13 protein-coding genes are annotated in these 18,381 nt (G+C 31.4%); 8 read left to right on the top strand and 5 right to left on the bottom strand.

Annotated elements, in window-relative coordinates; all coding sequences use genetic code 11:
* Positions 1-96 precede the first annotated feature (96 nt).
* The 7 genes from KM029_RS09895 to KM029_RS09865 all read left to right on the top strand — a co-directional run bounded on the left by KM029_RS09895 (position 97) and on the right by KM029_RS09865 (position 9,043).
* On the top strand, positions 97-1,869 hold the full coding sequence (locus tag KM029_RS09895) for a sensor histidine kinase (RefSeq protein ID WP_144073139.1): 1,773 nt from the start codon (positions 97-99) through the stop codon (positions 1,867-1,869).
* Between the two features lie 25 nt (positions 1,870-1,894).
* Positions 1,895-3,676, top strand: coding sequence for a sensor histidine kinase (locus tag KM029_RS09890; protein ID WP_144073138.1), 1,782 nt, complete (start codon positions 1,895-1,897; stop codon positions 3,674-3,676).
* Positions 3,677-3,678: 2 nt separating this feature from the next.
* Positions 3,679-4,299: a LuxR C-terminal-related transcriptional regulator gene (locus KM029_RS09885; RefSeq protein ID WP_144073137.1), complete on the top strand. Its 621-nt coding sequence runs from the start codon at positions 3,679-3,681 to the stop codon at positions 4,297-4,299.
* A 41-nt stretch (positions 4,300-4,340) separates the two neighbouring features.
* On the top strand, positions 4,341-5,459 hold the full coding sequence (locus tag KM029_RS09880) for an acyltransferase family protein (protein ID WP_144073136.1): 1,119 nt from the start codon (positions 4,341-4,343) through the stop codon (positions 5,457-5,459).
* Positions 5,460-5,684: 225 nt separating this feature from the next.
* Positions 5,685-6,524 carry a hypothetical protein gene (locus KM029_RS09875; RefSeq protein ID WP_144073135.1) on the top strand — a complete coding sequence of 280 codons (840 nt, stop codon included), beginning with the start codon at positions 5,685-5,687 and terminating at the stop codon, positions 6,522-6,524.
* A 59-nt stretch (positions 6,525-6,583) separates the two neighbouring features.
* Complete coding sequence (locus tag KM029_RS09870) at positions 6,584-7,510, top strand: helix-turn-helix transcriptional regulator (RefSeq protein WP_144073134.1); 927 nt, start codon at positions 6,584-6,586, stop codon at positions 7,508-7,510.
* Positions 7,511-7,612: 102 nt separating this feature from the next.
* Positions 7,613-9,043, top strand: a complete 1,431-nt coding sequence (locus KM029_RS09865) for a DUF1254 domain-containing protein (RefSeq protein WP_144073133.1) — start codon at positions 7,613-7,615, stop codon at positions 9,041-9,043.
* Positions 9,044-9,201: 158 nt separating this feature from the next.
* Here KM029_RS09865 and KM029_RS09860 read toward each other — a convergent pair whose 3' ends face one another.
* From KM029_RS09860 to KM029_RS09840, 5 genes are all read right to left on the bottom strand, one after another.
* On the bottom strand, positions 9,202-10,629 hold the full coding sequence (locus tag KM029_RS09860; RefSeq protein ID WP_144073132.1) for a DUF1254 domain-containing protein: 1,428 nt from the start codon (positions 10,627-10,629) through the stop codon (positions 9,202-9,204).
* A 40-nt stretch (positions 10,630-10,669) separates the two neighbouring features.
* Positions 10,670-12,190, bottom strand: a complete 1,521-nt coding sequence (locus KM029_RS09855; protein WP_144073131.1) for an arylsulfatase — start codon at positions 12,188-12,190, stop codon at positions 10,670-10,672.
* A gap of 181 nt (positions 12,191-12,371) precedes the next feature.
* Positions 12,372-12,536: a hypothetical protein gene (locus tag KM029_RS09850; RefSeq protein WP_158631019.1), complete on the bottom strand. Its 165-nt coding sequence runs from the start codon at positions 12,534-12,536 to the stop codon at positions 12,372-12,374.
* Between the two features lie 125 nt (positions 12,537-12,661).
* Positions 12,662-13,318, bottom strand: coding sequence for a response regulator transcription factor (locus KM029_RS09845; RefSeq protein WP_144073130.1), 657 nt, complete (start codon positions 13,316-13,318; stop codon positions 12,662-12,664).
* Positions 13,319-13,320: 2 nt separating this feature from the next.
* Positions 13,321-15,021, bottom strand: a complete 1,701-nt coding sequence (locus tag KM029_RS09840; protein WP_144073129.1) for a PAS domain-containing sensor histidine kinase — start codon at positions 15,019-15,021, stop codon at positions 13,321-13,323.
* Positions 15,022-15,326: 305 nt separating this feature from the next.
* On the opposite strand from KM029_RS09840, the gene KM029_RS09835 reads away from it, so the two are divergent.
* Positions 15,327-18,248 (top strand): carbohydrate-binding protein, encoded by a 2,922-nt coding sequence (locus KM029_RS09835; protein WP_144073128.1) that lies wholly within the window; start codon positions 15,327-15,329, stop codon positions 18,246-18,248.
* Positions 18,249-18,381 lie beyond the last annotated feature (133 nt).

The following is an 18,381-nucleotide window of genomic DNA, read 5'->3' as shown; positions in this document are numbered from 1 at the left end:
ATAACAGAAAATGCACATTGTTGTCGGCATATATATAAAATGCTTGTTTTCTATACATCAATTGAACAAATTTGAGCTACTACTATTGTGTACTGTATGAAACTTTCACTTTTAATTATCCTTTTACCCTTTTCTTTATGTTGGGGGCAACCCTCTTTTGATATTTCTTCATCAGAATTAATTGATGATTTTGTAGAAGTTACTTCGAGTACTACTACAAATGTGTATCTACACCCAAATAGTTTTACTTGGAATAAATTACCGTTTGATAAATATACCGTAGTACCTTTTTCTACAGCAAAGTGGTATAGATTTACATTAACGTCTTCTTTAGAGCAAGAGAAAGTACTTGCATTTAGTTATAAAATGACGCCTAGTTTAGATGTGTATATTTTCTCATCAGTTACTCAAAATTGGTCTGTTGTACATATGGGTACAGTTGTAGCGGATAATCACCGAGCAAGAGGAATTCCTTTGAAATTTATAAAAGGTGAGGTAAAAGAAATTTATTATAGAGTATATGGGTATGGAACTTTAACGTCTAGTAATCCAGAAATTCTTTCATCTGAAGTAGTAGCAGCCAAAAATAAAGTGAATGCAAATCTAGGTTTGATAATGAGGACTGTATTTGTTGTTTTTATTTTGATAGGTAGTGTACTTTTCTATTCTTTAAAGGATAAGATGTATAGCAACTTTGTAATTGCGTTATTAGGTGCATTTCTTTTTATTGAGGTAGAATCAGGCAGTTTATTAGGGTTATTTTCTTTGAATGGATTAGATATCAGCTATTTCTTTAAAATAGTAGCTGCTCATGCACTCGTTGTTTCTTTTTTCTATTTTTTGAGAGACCTTTTGTTTTTGGAAGATCGTAAACAAAAAGGAAATGTAGGTAAATATTTTAATGTAGTATTTATAGCTATTGAAATCATTTATTTATTGTTTTCTCAATACCCTATGGTTGTGAGTTTAACATATACAATAGCCATACTATTAATCTTAATTTTTATAATCGTAGCATCTTATAAGATTATAAATAAAGAAAGAATTCTGAATTTTGATTTAAGTACTTTCTTCTATTTTTTAATTGTTAGCTTTTTTCTACTGTTTGTGGTTACTCCTTACTTTGGTGTGTTATCACAAAATTACTTTTCTGCATTTTATCTTTATTCTGATGGAATAATAAGTTCTGTTGTAATGGTTTGTATGGTTTTATTGAAAGTATATACCGTTAATACAGAAAACAAGCGGTTAACTAAATTAGAAGAGAAGTTTCAGAAAGAATACCTGAAAGCAATATTAGATAGTCAAGAAGCCGAAAGAAATGCTATTGGGAAAGAAATTCAGAAAAAAATTACAAACGATTTAAATCTTTTAGATACAAAATTAAAACAGACAACTTTAGCACATTCTGAGGTGCTTCAAGAAACCCTAGATGAACTTAAATTAATGACCTATTCTTTAAAAAAGATGAATTTTAAAGAGGAAAATTGGATAATTCAAGTAAATCAACTTACTTCTAGATTTTCTACAACAGTCATGAAATTTGACTTTACTACTAATACAGATTCTCTACCATTAAAATATGATGATTTAGAAAATTTATATAGTATAATTCAAGAATTATTTGTGAATGCTGTGAAACATAGCTTTGCCAAACAAGTACATTTAGAAATTAAGTTATCTGAAGAAAATGTACTACTTACGTATCGTGATAATGGCAAAGGACTGTCTGAAAAAAATAATAAAAGTGGAATTGGTTTATTAAATATACAACAAAGGGTGACTGCTTTAACTGGAGAGATGACTATTAATTCATCTTCTGGGTTGTATGTGGAAATTAACATTCCAGTTACTAATAATCTATTATAGAAACTTACTTTACTAACAACAACAAATGAAAATTATAGGACTGTATATCCTTGTCACTTTATCGTGTGTGCAACTTGCATTTTGTCAACAAATTTATGATGTAAATGCTGTAAATAATGACGATTTAGCCTATTTCTTCGAAAAAACTGAAGAAGAAATTAACCTTACACAAGTACTGTCAGATACTAGTGTTCAATGGAAAACTATATCAAATAGTAACTTGAGCTTCTTTATTTTTCATCAAAAAATGTGGTTTAAGGCAAAATTCTATTCAAATAAAGAAATAGAAAAACTTTTTTCTTTAAACTATGTATTAATTCCTTACGGAAAAATATATGTATCTTCTTCTATTTCAGACGATTTAAAAGAATATGATATTAGTACTACCGTAACAAAGGGTAAAACAGATAATGCGATTCCATTATATTTTAAAGAAGGAGAAACAAAAGAACTCTACTTAGAAATAAATGGTTACGGAGGGGCACTTTCTACTTTTGCTAAACTATATGATACCACAGAATATAAACAACTATCGACTACAAGAGATAAGGTGTTTCTTATAATTAGAACACTAAGTATTTTGTTAGCATTGGGTATGTTGGTTTTAGGTTTTATCACAAAAGATAAGGCATACTTTGGAGTGCTATTGTACTCTTTAGGTTTCTCGTTATTTTCTGAGATTGAAAGTGGTAATTTTTTAGGACTTTTAGATTTTAGAGGTGCAGATTTTAGTTATCTTTTAAGAATTATAGTAAATCAAGTAGGAGTATATGGTCTTAGCCAATATTTTAAATATTCTCTTACAGATAAAAAGGATAAAGAAGTATTACCGTATATACTTCATGTAAACATTCTACTCATAGCATTATATATAGTTTCTTTTTTCTACCCTTATAATTTTTGGATTAATACCTTAACAACTGTTGGTGTAATTTTATACTGTTGGTGGTACGCAAATCTAATTCTATTGAATATGATTATTCCTGCTTTAAAAGAGAAAAAGCCATTTAGTAAAATCACTTTATCGTTGTATATTTTTATAATGGTTACGTTCTTTTTGTTTGTGGCAGTACCTCATTTTGGTATTATGAAAAGGAGCTTTTATACTAATGTTATTAGCTACTTTAATGCTGTTTTAATTAGTGCCTTTATAATTTATATTCTTATTATGAAATGGTTGGATACCATCAAGAATTATCAAAAACTACAGAATATAGAAAAAGAACATCAGTTAAAACATATACAAACGATTGTAGATAGTCAGGAAAATGAACGGAATAGAATAGGCAGGGATATTCATGATAGAATTGGTGGTAATCTTTCGTTCATGAAAATGAAAAATCAAGATAATGATATACAACCAATATTGGATAATACCTTATCTAATGTTCGAGAGCTATCGCATAACCTTGTCACTCCTAATTTAGAAAAGGAATACTTCTTAGATGAACTACAAGAATTGGCTCTCAAAATGTCTACTTCGTCTACACATTATACATTTACGCATCATATTGATGGAAAGATAGATACATCAGAAACCAACTTTCACCATATCTATAGAATTATTCAGGAGATGTATACTGTATTGCCAATTATATCTAAAGCAACTAGAGTTGATCTAGAAATATCTCGAGAGAAGGAGAAATTATTAATTAGTTACTTGGACAATAGTACTCTAAAATTTGCGAGTACAGAAGATATAGATAGAGAAATTCAAAATGTAAAATATAGAATTCAAATTCTATCAGGCATTCATAAAATTAATACTAAACGAGGGATTGCTATCCTTATTCAAATACCTTTATAAAGATGAACAATAATATAAATATTGCTCTTGTTGATGATCATAATCTATTCTTAAAAGGATTGATAGAATTGATTAATATCTACTTTCCTTTAATTAAAAAGGTAGATGTATTTGGATCGCCTAAAAAGTTTTTAGCAACAGATATTACTAAGTATAATTTGCTAATTTCTGATATCCAAATGCCTGAAATGAATGGTATTGAGCTGGTAGAGTTGGCAAAGATGAAACACCCTAACTTGCGTGTTCTTATGATTTCTATGCACAATAAGTATTCTTTCACTAAAAAGATCAAAAGCTTAGGAATTGAAGGGTTTATTTTAAAAGATGACTCTGAAGAGAACCTTGTAAATGCAATACATAAGATAATGGATGGCCGTAAATTTTATTCAGAAAAAATAGAAACTCATTTTGAAGAAGTAAAAGCAACGGAAAACGTCTTATCATTAAGAGAAGAACAAGTTCTAGATTATATTTGTGAGGGACTTACTAGTAAGCAAATTGCTGAAGAAATGTTTATAGCAGAAGAAACTATTAAGTCTCATAAACGAAATATTAAAGCAAAACTTAAAATATCGTCTACTGTAGAATTAATAAAATACAATATGAGAAAAGACATGTTTTAAGATTTTGCAACTAACTTAATCATATTAACCTAACAAAATTCATGAATCAACCTTCTAACAAACATTACGAAATCTTAGATGGCTTAAGAGGTGTGGCTGCCATTATTGTAGTTGCTTTTCATATTTTAGAAGCCTTCGCTTTAGGAAAACATAAAGAACAGATCATTAACCACGGGTATTTAGCAGTAGATTTTTTCTTTGTATTGTCTGGCTTTGTAATTGGCATAGCTTATAATAACCGTTGGGATACAATGACACTTGGTGGCTTTTTTAAACGAAGAATAATCCGTTTACAACCAATGGTAATTATTGGTTCTATACTTGGAGCTGCAACATATTATTTTCAGGCATCGCCAACATTATTTCCTATTATAGAAAATACACCTGTAACTAAAATGCTTTTAGTTATGGTAATTGGCTTTACAATGATTCCCGTTGGCAAGTCTTTAGATATCAGAGGTTGGGGAGAAATGTATCCATTAAATGGTCCTGGTTGGACATTATTCTTTGAGTACATTGCTTATGCACTATATGCCTTTGTATTAAGAAAATTATCTAACAAGACTTTAATGTTACTCACTTTCATAGCGGGTTGTGCATTAATTCAATTTACAGTAACAACACCTCAAGGTGGAGTAGCAGGAGGTTGGTCTTTAGATCCAGAACAACTACGTATTGGTTTTACACGTTTGTTGTACCCATTTTTATCGGGTTTATTATTGTCTAGAATAATGAAACCAACTTATATTAAAAATGCATTTTTGTTATCAAGTATCCTCATGTTTGTAGTTTTAGCCTTACCAAGGTTAGGTGGAGACATTAATTGGATAAATGGGTTATATGAAGGTTTAGTAATCTTAATTGTATTTCCATTACTTGTGTATATAGGTGCTAATGGAGATATAAAATCTGAGAAAACGAGAAAGTTAGCCAAGTTTTTAGGAGATATATCTTATCCAGTTTATATCACTCATTATGCATTTATTTATGTATTTACAGCTTGGGTTGTAGATAATGTAGCTACAGGTAAAACATCTTATGAAGTAGCTGCAGTTTGGGGTGTTGTTACATTTGTCGTATCCATTGCTGTAGCTTACGTAGCTGTTAAGTTTTATGATGAACCTGTAAGAAAATGGTGTGCTAAGAAATGGTTGAAATAATAATCTTTTTATTATAAATGATCTAAAGCCTGATAATTACATGTAGTAGTTGTCAGGCTTTTTACATTAAATGTTAATCATTTTTTTTGATTTAGACGACTAATACTCTTTTTCTTTATTAAATACTGATAAACTCTCTTTAAATCAGTTAAATCAATACCAAGTGAATTATTGATAACCTAACTTATTTATATGTCATAACCTCCTTACTAACATGTAAATACTATGAAATCAATCACAATCTATGCACTATTAAGTTGTTCATTTTTTATTTCTTGTACTTTAAATAACGAACGTTTAAAGTATCCTTTCTCTCCACCTAATATTACAATAAATGACTCAATTTCAGCAACTATTTTTGAGGCAAACGGTATGCAGGCTGCGTCGTATAATTTTGAGAGTCTTCTTAAAGAAGAAGTAAGGAGAGAGTATATTAGCAAAGTTGATAGTCTAAATAATTTAGAAAACGATGAAGAATTTTATGTTGAGAATGTATATTCTACACATCCATTTATTTACGTAGATACTACTTCTTTTGTAAATTATAATTGTAATAACTGGCATACATTAAGACTGCCCAATATAGAGTTAGTGGATGGAGTGTATAAACAAATTTATCCTGAGAGAAGTACAAAAAAAGGCCCTCAAATAGTAAAAGGATACAGAGTTTGGGTAGCGAACCTGACTGATAGTTTACTACATATAGAATTACAAGATGGTGAATCAATGGCTATTCAAGAAGCACAAGATGAAAATGGAAATTGGCGGCCTATAGAGTATTGGGTAAACAGTTGGTGCGGAAATAGTTATTATTTTTATACTATGATTCCAAATCAGTATGCCTATTTTAATATCCCAGTTTATAAAGGTGATTTTAAAACAAAATTACGACTCAAAATAAAAAATTCAGATACAATACTTTATTCTCCTCCATTTTCTGGATCAATTGATTTAAACCAATTTAAAGAGCCTGAAAAATTTCCTGTTAGCAGGTACAATCGCAGACGAGAAAATAACCTGTGGATGGGGTATATATATTTAAATCAAAAAGTTATAAATAACTGAAATATATATTCATAATTTTTCCTTGAATTTGAGTATCTTATTCAAAGAAAAAGAATACAATGGAAAAATTATTACATTATTGGAACCAGACCCTTCAAGGTGAGGTAGATGAAACTGTTCTTAAGTTTGATAATGAATTGGGCAATGGCTTTATAGAGGCTTATGAGCTTACTTCTAGAACTAAGTTTATTAGAATAGATATCTTTTTGCATCAAAAGCTAACAGGAGAACCTTTTATTTTTGAAGATGAAGATAAATACCTTCCAATAATTTTTGGAGATGCCTCTAGTATATTTCTTGGAGGAAGAATTAATGAAGCATTAAATGGTGTTTTACTTTCTAATAATAAAGAAAATCTAGCTTGGGAGTTATCAGTTAACAGAAGAATCCAACTTGTAATGTTAAGAGTAGAGTATAACTACTTTTATAAGTTAATAGAAAGAGCACCTTCTTTAAAATCTTTATGTAACCCAGAACAAGTATATACTGTTTTTGAAGAAATGACACCATTAATGAAGGGGTCTTTCTATAGAATGTTTGAGATTCAACATTCTCTTTATAAACAAGAATTATTGTTTGCTTGTAGCTTCTATATTTTTCATTTATTAATTGAAAGTTTATCTCAGAGAGAAAAGATAAAAGAAGAAGAGGGGAATTCATTAAATATTAAATTATTAATGAAGGCCAGGTATATGATTTCTGAAACGGAAGGTATACCGTTAGAAATAGATTTTCTAGCAAAAGAATGTGGAATTAGTGTTAGTAGTCTCAGATCTCAATTTAAAAAAGCATTTGGGTTACCCGTTTATCAATTTCAACAACAAGTACGTTTAGAACAAGCAAAAAAAGCATTAATGAAGGGAGATAAATCCATCTTTATGATTTCTGCAGACTTAGGCTTTTCTAGTATGAGTCATTTTTCATCTTTATTTAAAAAAGAATTTGATATTACTCCTAAAAAATTCCAACTGCAGTTTAGAACTTAATGTTATAATCTGATGTTTTTATAAAATAATCTGATAATTTATTTTTCAATATTATCGTTTTATAATAGTGTAAATAAGGATTTTAACTATAATGATTCAGTTATGAAAAATAAATTAACCTTTTTAATCACACTCCTTTTATCAAGTTTTATTACAAAATCAATGGCTCAGGATAACCAACATACTACTAATAAAAGTGTAGATCAGAAAATAGAATTGCTTACACAGGCCTATTTTTATGGTTACCCACTATTGACAATGGGTGAAACATTTAAGGTATCAACCAACATTGTAACATCTAATCATTTTAAAGGCAAAGCACCAATAAACCAATTGGCATGTTTATATCCTTTTCCTAAAGCTGATTTTAAAGGAGTTGTAAGGCCTAATTTAGATACATATTATAATATAGTTTATGCAGATTTATCTGAAGAACCCTTATTTATTCAAATTCCAGCAACAAAACGATATTACCTTATTCCTGTTTTAAATGCCTATACAGATGTAATTTCTACTTTAGGTTCTAGAACAACTGGACAAGGAGAGTTAAATATAGTTTTAGTTGGGCCAAATTATACCGGAGACTTACCTAAGGATGTTACAATAATTAAATCGGAAACGAATTTAAACTGGTTATTAGGTAGAGTTCAAGTAACTGACGATAAAGACGGTAAAAAAGAAGTAAAAAACTTTGCAAATAAAATAATTGTCCGTCCATTATCTGAACGAAATAATAAAAATTACAAAGTTCCAGAAGGAAATTTTAAAGAGGAAAATAATTTTGTGCCAATGCAAGTTGTAGACAATCTTAATGTTACAGATTATTTTAATAAGATGATGGCATTAATGGTTTCTAACCCTCCTTTAGCAGCAGATACAGATTTTATTACACAACTTAAAGAAGTTGGAATTACTGCTGGCGGCACATTTGATTTATCTCAATTTACAGCTGAAGAGCAAGCTACAATTCAGGAAATTCCTGCAAAAGCACAGGCTATTTTTAAACAAATTACGGCAAGACCAAAAGCAGAAAGTTTACAAAACGGTTGGTTTGTAACAACAACTGGTTTAGGTAAATACGGTACTAATTATGCTTTTAGAGCTTATGTTACTAAAATAGGTTTTGGTGCTAATTTAGGAGAAGATGCAGTTTATCCAAATACGGCAGTTGATGTTGACGGCAATTTATTAAATGGTTCGAATAAATATATTCTTCATTTTGCTGCAGATAAATTACCTCCTGTAGAAGGCTTTTGGTCAATTACAATGTATGATAAAACTGGATTTTTAGTAGAAAATTCAATTGATAGATACAATCTTGGAGATAAAAAAGATATGGTCTACAATAAAGATGGATCATTAGATATTTATATTCAAAAAGATGCTCCTAAAGGGCATGAAAAGAATTGGTTACCTTCAACAAAAGAGGGGGTAGATTTTGAGTTGACATTCAGAATGTATTGGCCAAAAGAAGAGGTTTTAAATAAAACATGGACTATGCCTGGTATAAAAAAAGTAGTTGATAATAAATAATATCAACGGTATATATCAGATTTTAAATATATAATTAAGAGCACGATCAAATAAATGGTCGTGCTCTTTTTGTTTATCAATTAATATGATTAATCTCTTTATTTTTAATGAGTTGTGGTAATTTATATTTTAAATAAAATATATAAACTATAGCATTATTACTGCACCAACTCTACATCTGGCATAACAAATGACTTTTCCCAAAATGTATCTTTTGGGCCGTATAACCTTAGCCAGATATATGGTTTTTTACCAGATGTTGGTATCCAGTTTGATACAACTCCTTTTGGAGCATCAGGACCAACATATATGTCAATACTACCATCTAGATTTACTTCCATATCTGGTAAATTAAATTGACCAAGCCCAGAACGTCCAAGTGGATTATTAATAAATGCCCAGGTTGAATCGTCATATACGGTAATGGACCAAAACTGTTTTGCAGGTATATTTTTAGGAACATTGATTTTGTAAAGCTTTCCAGCTTCTAAAGTATTACCGTTAGCATCTGCAGTTGGAGCTAAATAAACCGTAGCAGGGTGCTTCCCTAATTTTTGAGGGTATAAGGTGAAAAAACTCCAAGCAGCAGCTCTTTTATCAATTTCAATTTGTGTATCAGAAACAAAATCGAATCCATCAGCATCATCTGTACGCATAACAAAACTCCATTGTCGATCTTCCCAATATAACCCATCTTCATGATGTTTTTTTACCAATTGGTGCATGTAATCATAAGCATCTTTAGCAGCTTTATTAAATATTGCCTTTGTCTTTTTGTCAGGGTTAAATGGTTTATTTGGTTTAATACCTATTGTAGCCAACATCCCCATCATTACTTTGTCTCTCTCTAAAACTGGTTCAACACTAAATATGGCATGAATGTCTTCAAGTGCATGGTAATCATAACGAGGTAATGATTGCAAGGGAAAAGGAATACCATCAACAAATTTTGTAGGTTGTTCACCTTCTGATAAATAATACATCTTCATTTGTTGTGTATAATCATAGGCATCCTTATCTGTAGCATTTTTTCCTCTTATTGATCGAAATACTAAAGCAAGACGATAAGTTGTTGATTGAACAACGAAATATCCTTGAGGAACATCACCATCATAATTAGGAGGTAGAAAAAGGTATTTTCCTCCTTTACCTTTATCAGCTCCTGATGGACCAACACCTGCAATTGTTGATTGCCATGCATCTACAACTTGACCATATAAACTAGCTTTATTGCTTACTGCAGGAATATCTAATACCACAGGTCCTTCACGTAAATCGGTATAAGCAGTAATATAAGGAGTTGCTGTATTGGCCGTAATTGCTTTATGTTTTGATAATGCTGGTTTTGAGTAGGCAACAATTACATTATTATCAACTTCTGGTAACTCTAAAAAACCTTCACGTAATCTATAAATAGCAGTGGCTGGCATTCCCCATACTATTGCTTCAAAAGCACGCTGATATATTACTTGTTCTTCTAAGGATAAATTTTCGGATACTTTTTCTGGACTATTTTGCGAGGTATTACATCCAAAAAATAGTGAAATGAAAAGTATCGGTAGGGTATATAATGTTCTTGTTTTCATACAAACTAGATGTTTATAGTATTGATATAGCAAATAATTATTATTTCTGATTCATAATGGCTCCAGCCCCAATCCCTGTTCCTTTCTGACGAGGAGGAAACTCTTTCATGCTTTTACCAAATTGTTTTAATGGAGGAACAATTGTTGGCAGTATCCAAGTTTTTTCTTTCATCCATAGAAAATGACCGGGCGTTTCTGGTGTACGTTCGTAAGGGTCCAGCTTTAAGTTGATAATCATACCAGCAGGTAATTTTTCTGCACTTTTTAGCCATTCATCTTTAATTGCTAAATGTATTTTCCAATGGTCTACACGGATTGCTTGTAAATCATTTTCTGCAAAGTAGAAGAATTCCCTTCTGTTTGATTTCCCATTTTTAGTAATTAAATCAAGTTGGTTGTACCCATCAAGATGTACTTTGTACTCCTTATTATTTATTTTTTTCCCTTCAAGAAGCTCCTCTTTAATGTTAGGTTCACCAATGGCAGCCATTAATGTTGGTACCCAATCTTCTGATGTCATTAACTCTCCACTCCACTTTCCTGCAGGTATATGTTCAGGCCACATTACTAACATTGGAACACGGAAGCCTCCATCCCAAGTAGTTCCTTTTTCTCCTCTAAAAGATGCCGTTCCAGCACTAGGCCAGTGGGCAAGGTTTACTCCATTGTCAGAAGTAAATAAGACAATTGTATTCTCTTTTTCACCTATATCTTCTAGCGTTTGTAATAACTCACCAACCAAGTAATCTAAATGTAGAAGTCCATCAGCATAGGTGCTATGCCCACTTTTACCTTGCCATTTTTCTGAAACATAAATTTCTTGGTGCATTCTAGAAGGGTTAAACCATAAGAAGAAAGGAGCATCTTCTTTTTGTTTCTTTTTCATCCATTTTTGAGAAATTTCTAAAACTTCATCATCAAATGTTTCTTGGCGTAATGCACCTAACTCGCCTTTATCTTCTACAGTAATTTTACCTACTCTGCCCCATCTTGGGTCAATAGTTGGATCATCAATAGTTGTTGCTTTACTGTAAATCACGTTTCTTGGTCTACCTACAAAGTCTTTATCTTTTGGAAACTCTGGTTGTTCTGGCATTTCCATCATATTTAAATGATATAAGAAACCATAAAACTCATCAAAACCATGTGCAGTTGGAAGGTGTTCATTTCTATCTCCTAAATGACTTTTTCCAAAATGAGCTGTGGCATATCCTTGGTCTTTTAGCATTTCAGCAAGCGTAACATCTTCTGCTTGTAAACCAATTTTAGACCCTGGCTGTCCAACCGAAGTAAGTCCTGTTCTAATTGGATATTGTCCTGTTATAAATGAAGACCGACCAGCGGTACAGCTTTGTTGTGCGTAATAATCATTAATTAATAATCCTTCATCTGCTATTTGGTCTATATTTGGTGTACTAACGGCACCTAATCCTCTATGGTAAGCAGAGATATCTTGAGGGGCCACATCATCGGTCATGATGACAACGATATTTGGTTTTTGTTGTGCAAAACTGAGTAATGATATACACCAAAATGCGGTAGTAATTAATAGATTTTTCATATTGTTGTATTCTTTTTGTAATTGATATACAGCAAATTTATTCTATCAACCACTCAAATTTGAGAGGGAATTAACCATATTAGAAAACTACGGGAAACACATAGAAAGAGAAGTTGGAACATAAAAAAGTCCTCATGATAAACCATGAGGACAGGATTAGAATTAGCTAAGTAAAAGTAACTTAATTGTTGATAACCGGTGGTGTAGGTTGTACAGGGCCAGGATCTGCAATTGGATGTTCTGGAGTTTCTATCGGACCTAATTCGTTGTTATCATTATTGCATGAGAAAAAGCCTATTGTTAAAAATAGCACTGTGATTTTACCTATTAATCTTAAATTTTTCATCTGAATTTTACTTTATTGATTGAAAATTATATGCCTCTAATGTGAATCAAAGGTGGCGGTTTTAAAGGCCATAATTGTACGTAAAAAGCAGAGTTCTTGTAAATACGGGAATCCCTTAGAAGATTTTAAAGGTCTGTAAATAGATTTCTTTCAATAGCATATAAAACTAATCCTGCCACATTTTTAGCACCTGTTTTTTCAACTAAATTTCTTTTGTGTGTTTCTACTGTTCGCGGAGAAATAAATAACTTTTCTCCAATTTCTATATTTGAAAATTCCTTACAAATAAGGTGTAAAACCTCCATTTCTCTTTCCGTTAAAGGTATTTCTGTCAAAACCCTTTTCTTTACAGCAGGCTGAGAAGAAAGCCCTTGCATAATAATTGAAGTAACCTCAGAAGAGTAATAATTTTCTCCAGCGGCTACAGATGTAATGGCCTTTCGTAATTCATCTTGTGTACAATCTTTAAGAATATATCCTTTAGCACCTGCATTTAGCATTTTTTTGATGTTATAACTTTCGTTCATCATTGTAAGTGCGAGAACATGAATAGAAGGATATTGTGCCGTAATTTCTTTACACAATGTTATACCGTCTTTTTCAGGCATCATAATGTCTGTAATTACAACATCAACTTTGTGTTTTTCTAATAAAAGAAGTGCCTCAACACCATTCACTGCTTCGCCGATAATATCAAAATGTTCTTTGTCTAAGAAAGATTTTAATCCCTCTCGGATCATGTTATGATCATCAACTAAAAGTACTTTTATAGGGGTATTCATAATTATAAAGCCAATTCTAAGACTATTTCGGTTCCTTTATTTTTAACTGATGATATTTGAAGATAAGCTCCAATCGCCTCAGCTCTTGTTTTTAAACTATTTAAGCCAAAGGTATTTTTTGTTGTTGATAAGTCAAACCCAACACCATTATCTTCTATAGTTAAAACGAGTAAATCGCTATATTTTAATAATTGTATAGTGCATTTTTCTGCTTCAGAGTATTTGATGACATTATTGATACTCTCTTGTACAATTCTGTATAAAGTCATTTCTACAGAAAGTTTTAATCGTTCCTCATTAAGATTGTCGTAAAAAATAATTTGAGTAGTAGTAGATCCTTCTAATGCACTTATTAGAGCTTGAATTGCTGGAGAAATTCCATTTTGATGGATCACTTTAGGCATAAGATTATAAGCCAAAGTTCTACTTTCTTGAATGGCTTTTTTCAGGTAGTTGTAGCCAATATCAAATTTATTTACGAGCTCCCTATCAGAGATTTCATTAGATACTCGCACTTTTTCAAGATTAAGTAAAGAGGTAGACATGGTTTGTTGGAGACTATCATGTATATCTCTTGCAATTCTACTTCTCTCTTTATCCTCTGTTTCTAATATAGCGTTAATTACTTTTTCTTCTTGCTTCATTTGCTCGTTTATATCAGAAAAAGTACCAACAATTTGTTTGCTTTTTTTTATTGATGCACTTCTAAAGTTATACCACTTTAGCTCTTTTATAGCATTATAACAACGTACATCAATACTTATAGCACTACCATTTTCAATACAATTTTTAAACTGTTGATTAAATTGATCGAGATCTCCTTTATGAATTTGTTCTTGAATTGATGTTATAGAAGGCGTCAATTTTTCAGAAGGAAAGTCTAACAGCTTACTGTTTTTAGGAAACCAATTGATTTGCTTACTTATTAAATCATATTCCCAAATTAAAATACCCGTTCCTTGGGTAGCCAATGTAAATCGATGGTCACTTTCTACTAAATTATCTTTTGTAGATTGTAATTCGACTACGCTTTCTTTAAACTTTTTGTCAATGCGTTCTTGTCTTTTTAACCTTAATCTAATTAAGTAATAAGAGGCTGTAGAAAACAGCAGTACAAAAAGTAAAAGTATCAATAAAGTATAAAAAAGAGTGAAGCCTTCTTCTTTACTATCGTTCCATGTTTTTGTAGTCCGAGAATCTATTGTTTTTTCCAAAGAAAGTAAAAGTGCATTTGCATTGTTCTTAGCATCTAAATATTCTGTCTGCTGAAGTAAAGCCAATGCAGTACCTTGAGTAGGTAATGCTAAAGCCTTTTTTTCTATCTGAATAGCTTTATTAGAAAGTAAAAGGGCATTATTAATCAATTGAATTTCTTGAGTAGTAAAGCCTTTTGCTTGTAGGCTGTCTTCTTTAAAATCACTTTTAAGAAATAGAAAAGCGGGATCATCATAATTTAAAAACTTTTGATAGGTCTCTTGCCATATTTCGTTTTTACTATAAATAGAATTGGTACAAAGCCGAGTCAGTTCATTATTTCTATCAATTAAATAATCACTTAATGCAAAAGAATTTTGACGTTGAAATTGCATACTGCCAAACTCTTTTCTGTTATCAAGTAATCTTAAAAAGATGATTAAGATAATTAATAAAAATAGAATTACAGTGCTAAATAATAATGTAAAGGAAGTTCTAATTTTAATCATTTGCAGTAGCTTTTTTTCATTAAGCTAAGTTTGTTGATTTCTAAGCTAAATACAAATTATATATTTTTTGATATTAGTAAATGAACTGTCTTTATAAATATTTTCTTTAAAAAAAGATGAGTAACTCTTTTGAAAATCATTTTTAAATTTTTCTCTGTATTTTATCTTGTCAAACTGATTTATCTCTAAAAAGTGCTCTTATTTACATATAAAGAGGGTTTGTCGTAGGTTTGTCGTAGTGAAAAATATGGCTTTTTTGATGCTTTAATGAATATTTGTGTATTATCAACACTAATTTTTAGATTATGAAACAAGCTCTTTCTATTTTACTTCTATTACTTGCAAACCAGATTGTAGTAGGAGAAATACTAACTATTAATAACTGTAACACTATAGTAATTCCATCTCAAATTGAGAGTGAAAATTACTGTGGAATGTCGGGAATACAAACCGAGCAAACACAAGACGAATCGGGTAACCTTAATATAGGTTATATTGACGATGACGATTGGATGAGTTACAATATCAGTGTACCTGCAAGTGGTACTTATACGCTATCTTACAGAGTGGCTTCTGCTAATGGAGGTAACGAAATTCAGATTGACAAAGATAAAGGCGCAACTGTTTTAGGTACTATTACTGTACCTGCAACAGGTGGATGGCAAACTTGGCAAACAATAACTCATGATATTTCACTTCCTCAAGGAGAGTATGAAATTGGTATTAAAGCAAACATTGGTGGGTTTAACATCAATTGGTTTAGTATTACAGGAAATGTACAACCTCAAAATAATTTCTTACATACTTCTGGAAAAAACATTGTAGATGGAAATGGAACTAATATTCTATTAAATGCTATAAACCTTGATGGTTGGATGGTACAAGAAGGCTATATAATGGAAGTTCCTTTTGGTCCACAATGGGAAATTGAGCAAGGAATTATTGATGTAATTGGCGAACAAAACAAACAAGAATTTTATGATGCTTGGTTAGACAATATGGTAACGGAAGCAGATGTTATTCAAATAAAAGAATGGGGTTTTAATAGTATTCGTGTGCCATTGCACTATAATTTATTCACGTTACCTATTCAAGAGGAACCTGTGGAGGGGCAAAGTACGGTTATTTCTAGAGGTTATAACCTTATCGATAATTTGTTAGCTTGGTGTAAGCAACATCAAGTTTATTTAATTTTAGATTTACATGCAGCTCCAGGTGGTCAAGGTGAGGATCAGCCAATATCAGATTATAATCCAGCCTATCCATCGTTATGGGAAAGCGGAGAGAATAGATCAAAAACAGTACATTTATGGAGAGAAATTGCATCTAGATATGCTGATGAAGAGTGGATTGCAGGCTACGATTTATTAAATGAGACAAATTGGGAATTAGGCGATCAGAATGAAATGCTATCTGACCTTTATACATCTATTTTATGGGAGTTAAGACAAGTAGATAGTAATCATATTGTATTTATAGAAGGTAACTGGTGGGCAAATGATTTTAGAGGTTTGACTCCTGCCTTTGATAATAATATGGTGTATGCTTTTCATAAATATTGGTCAGATGTAGATCAGGGATCAATCCAAGAATTTATAGACCTTAGAAACTCAACAAATACGCCTATATGGTGTGGAGAAACTGGAGAAAACTCTAACCAATGGTATAGTGAGAATTTTGAATTACTTAACTCGAATAATATTGGTTACTCTTTCTGGCCTTTAAAAAAGATAAATCAAATTCAAGGTTTATTAAAAGTTGATATGCCACAAGGAATGCAAGATGTATTGAAATATTGGAATGGTGAAGGAGCAAAACCATCTGTAGCCAATGCAAAAGCTGCTTTAATGCAATGGGCTACTAACACAAGAATAGATAACTGTGTATATAATTATTCTGTTATTGATGCCACAACAAGAGGAGTAGGGACAACAGTAACTAAGGCTTATGAAATGGTAAACATTCCTTCGGATAATATTACAGCTGTAAATTATGATTTAGGAAAACAAGGCTACGCTTACTTTGAACAAGGAGCAGTTGGTGATTATGGAGATGGAGCCATATGGAATGTTAATTGGACTTTTAGAAACGATGCGGTAGATATCTATCAAATTGGTGGAAATGGTGCCTATTATATTGGAGAGACAAAGGATAATGAGTGGTTAAAATATACCGTGAATTTTACAGAAGGCGGAGAATACGTGATTTCTACTTCTTTAGCAGCAAATAGTACTGGAGGAGAATATCATATTGAGATTGACGGTGTAAATGTGACAGGAACTAAACAGGTAAGTAGCACAGGAGGATGGGAAGCATTTTCAATTCAAGAAAGCGGAACAGCGTCTGTAACTACAGGTACTAAAGAAGTAAAGTTTGTATTTGAAAAAGGTGGTTTTAACATTAAAGCACTTCAATTTTCTAAAACAACGAGTGAGACTGTAGCAGTTACAGGATTATCTTTATCACAAGCAACAGCAAACTTATCAGTAAATCAGTCATTACAATTATCAGCAGCTGTTTTACCTGCAAATGCATCTGATAAGTCGGTGACTTGGACGTCTTCTAATACAGCGGTTGCTACTGTTTCTTCGACAGGAGAAGTAATTACATTAGCAGAAGGGAATGTTATTATTACAGCACAAAGTAGTAATGCACAGGTGAATGCATTATGTACAATTACCGTGGAAAATGAAGAAATAGTAGGAGGTTGTGAAAGTGCAACACCAATTACTTTAAATTTCTCATATGATGGTGTAGAAGAACAATGTTGGGTAGTATCTGGTACTATTAATTATATTAACTCTTGGGGTACGCAATCTGTTACTATTAATGGGGTTGATATTACAAACCTTTGGGTGAATAACTTTCCTGCAAAAGAGAATGGGAAATATTACATCACTTTTAAGGGGGCTGAATCTTGGGCGCATATCGAAATTGAAGGAGCAGGTAATTCTAATCAGAGAGAAAGTTTGAATAGTGAACTCAATAAGGTTTCTTCTAAGGTATATCCAAACCCTATTTCTACAGGTAGTGTTCATATTAGTCATCCTATTGAATCTCTAGGAGCAGAAATAAATATTTTTGATGTAGAGGGAAAGAATGTTTATTCTTCTATTGTCACATCAGAAGAAACAAAAATAGATAAAAAGACCTTCAATAAAGGATTGTATATTATTACTATTCAGTATTTAGATAAGGTTGAAAAGATAAAATTAGTTGTGCAATAATTATTGTATTGTAAATTGGAATAGAACTTCTCTTCTGCTATGTGGGAGAGAAGTTTCTTTGTTTAAATACATTACTACCGTTTAAATAATACACTGAGTAAGGTTTTTATTATTGAGATATCAGCAGAGTCTA

The organism is Flammeovirga kamogawensis (genome assembly GCF_018736065.1).
GTDB classification, from domain to species: domain Bacteria; phylum Bacteroidota; class Bacteroidia; order Cytophagales; family Flammeovirgaceae; genus Flammeovirga; species Flammeovirga kamogawensis.
This window is presented reverse-complemented; position numbering and strand designations above follow the sequence as displayed.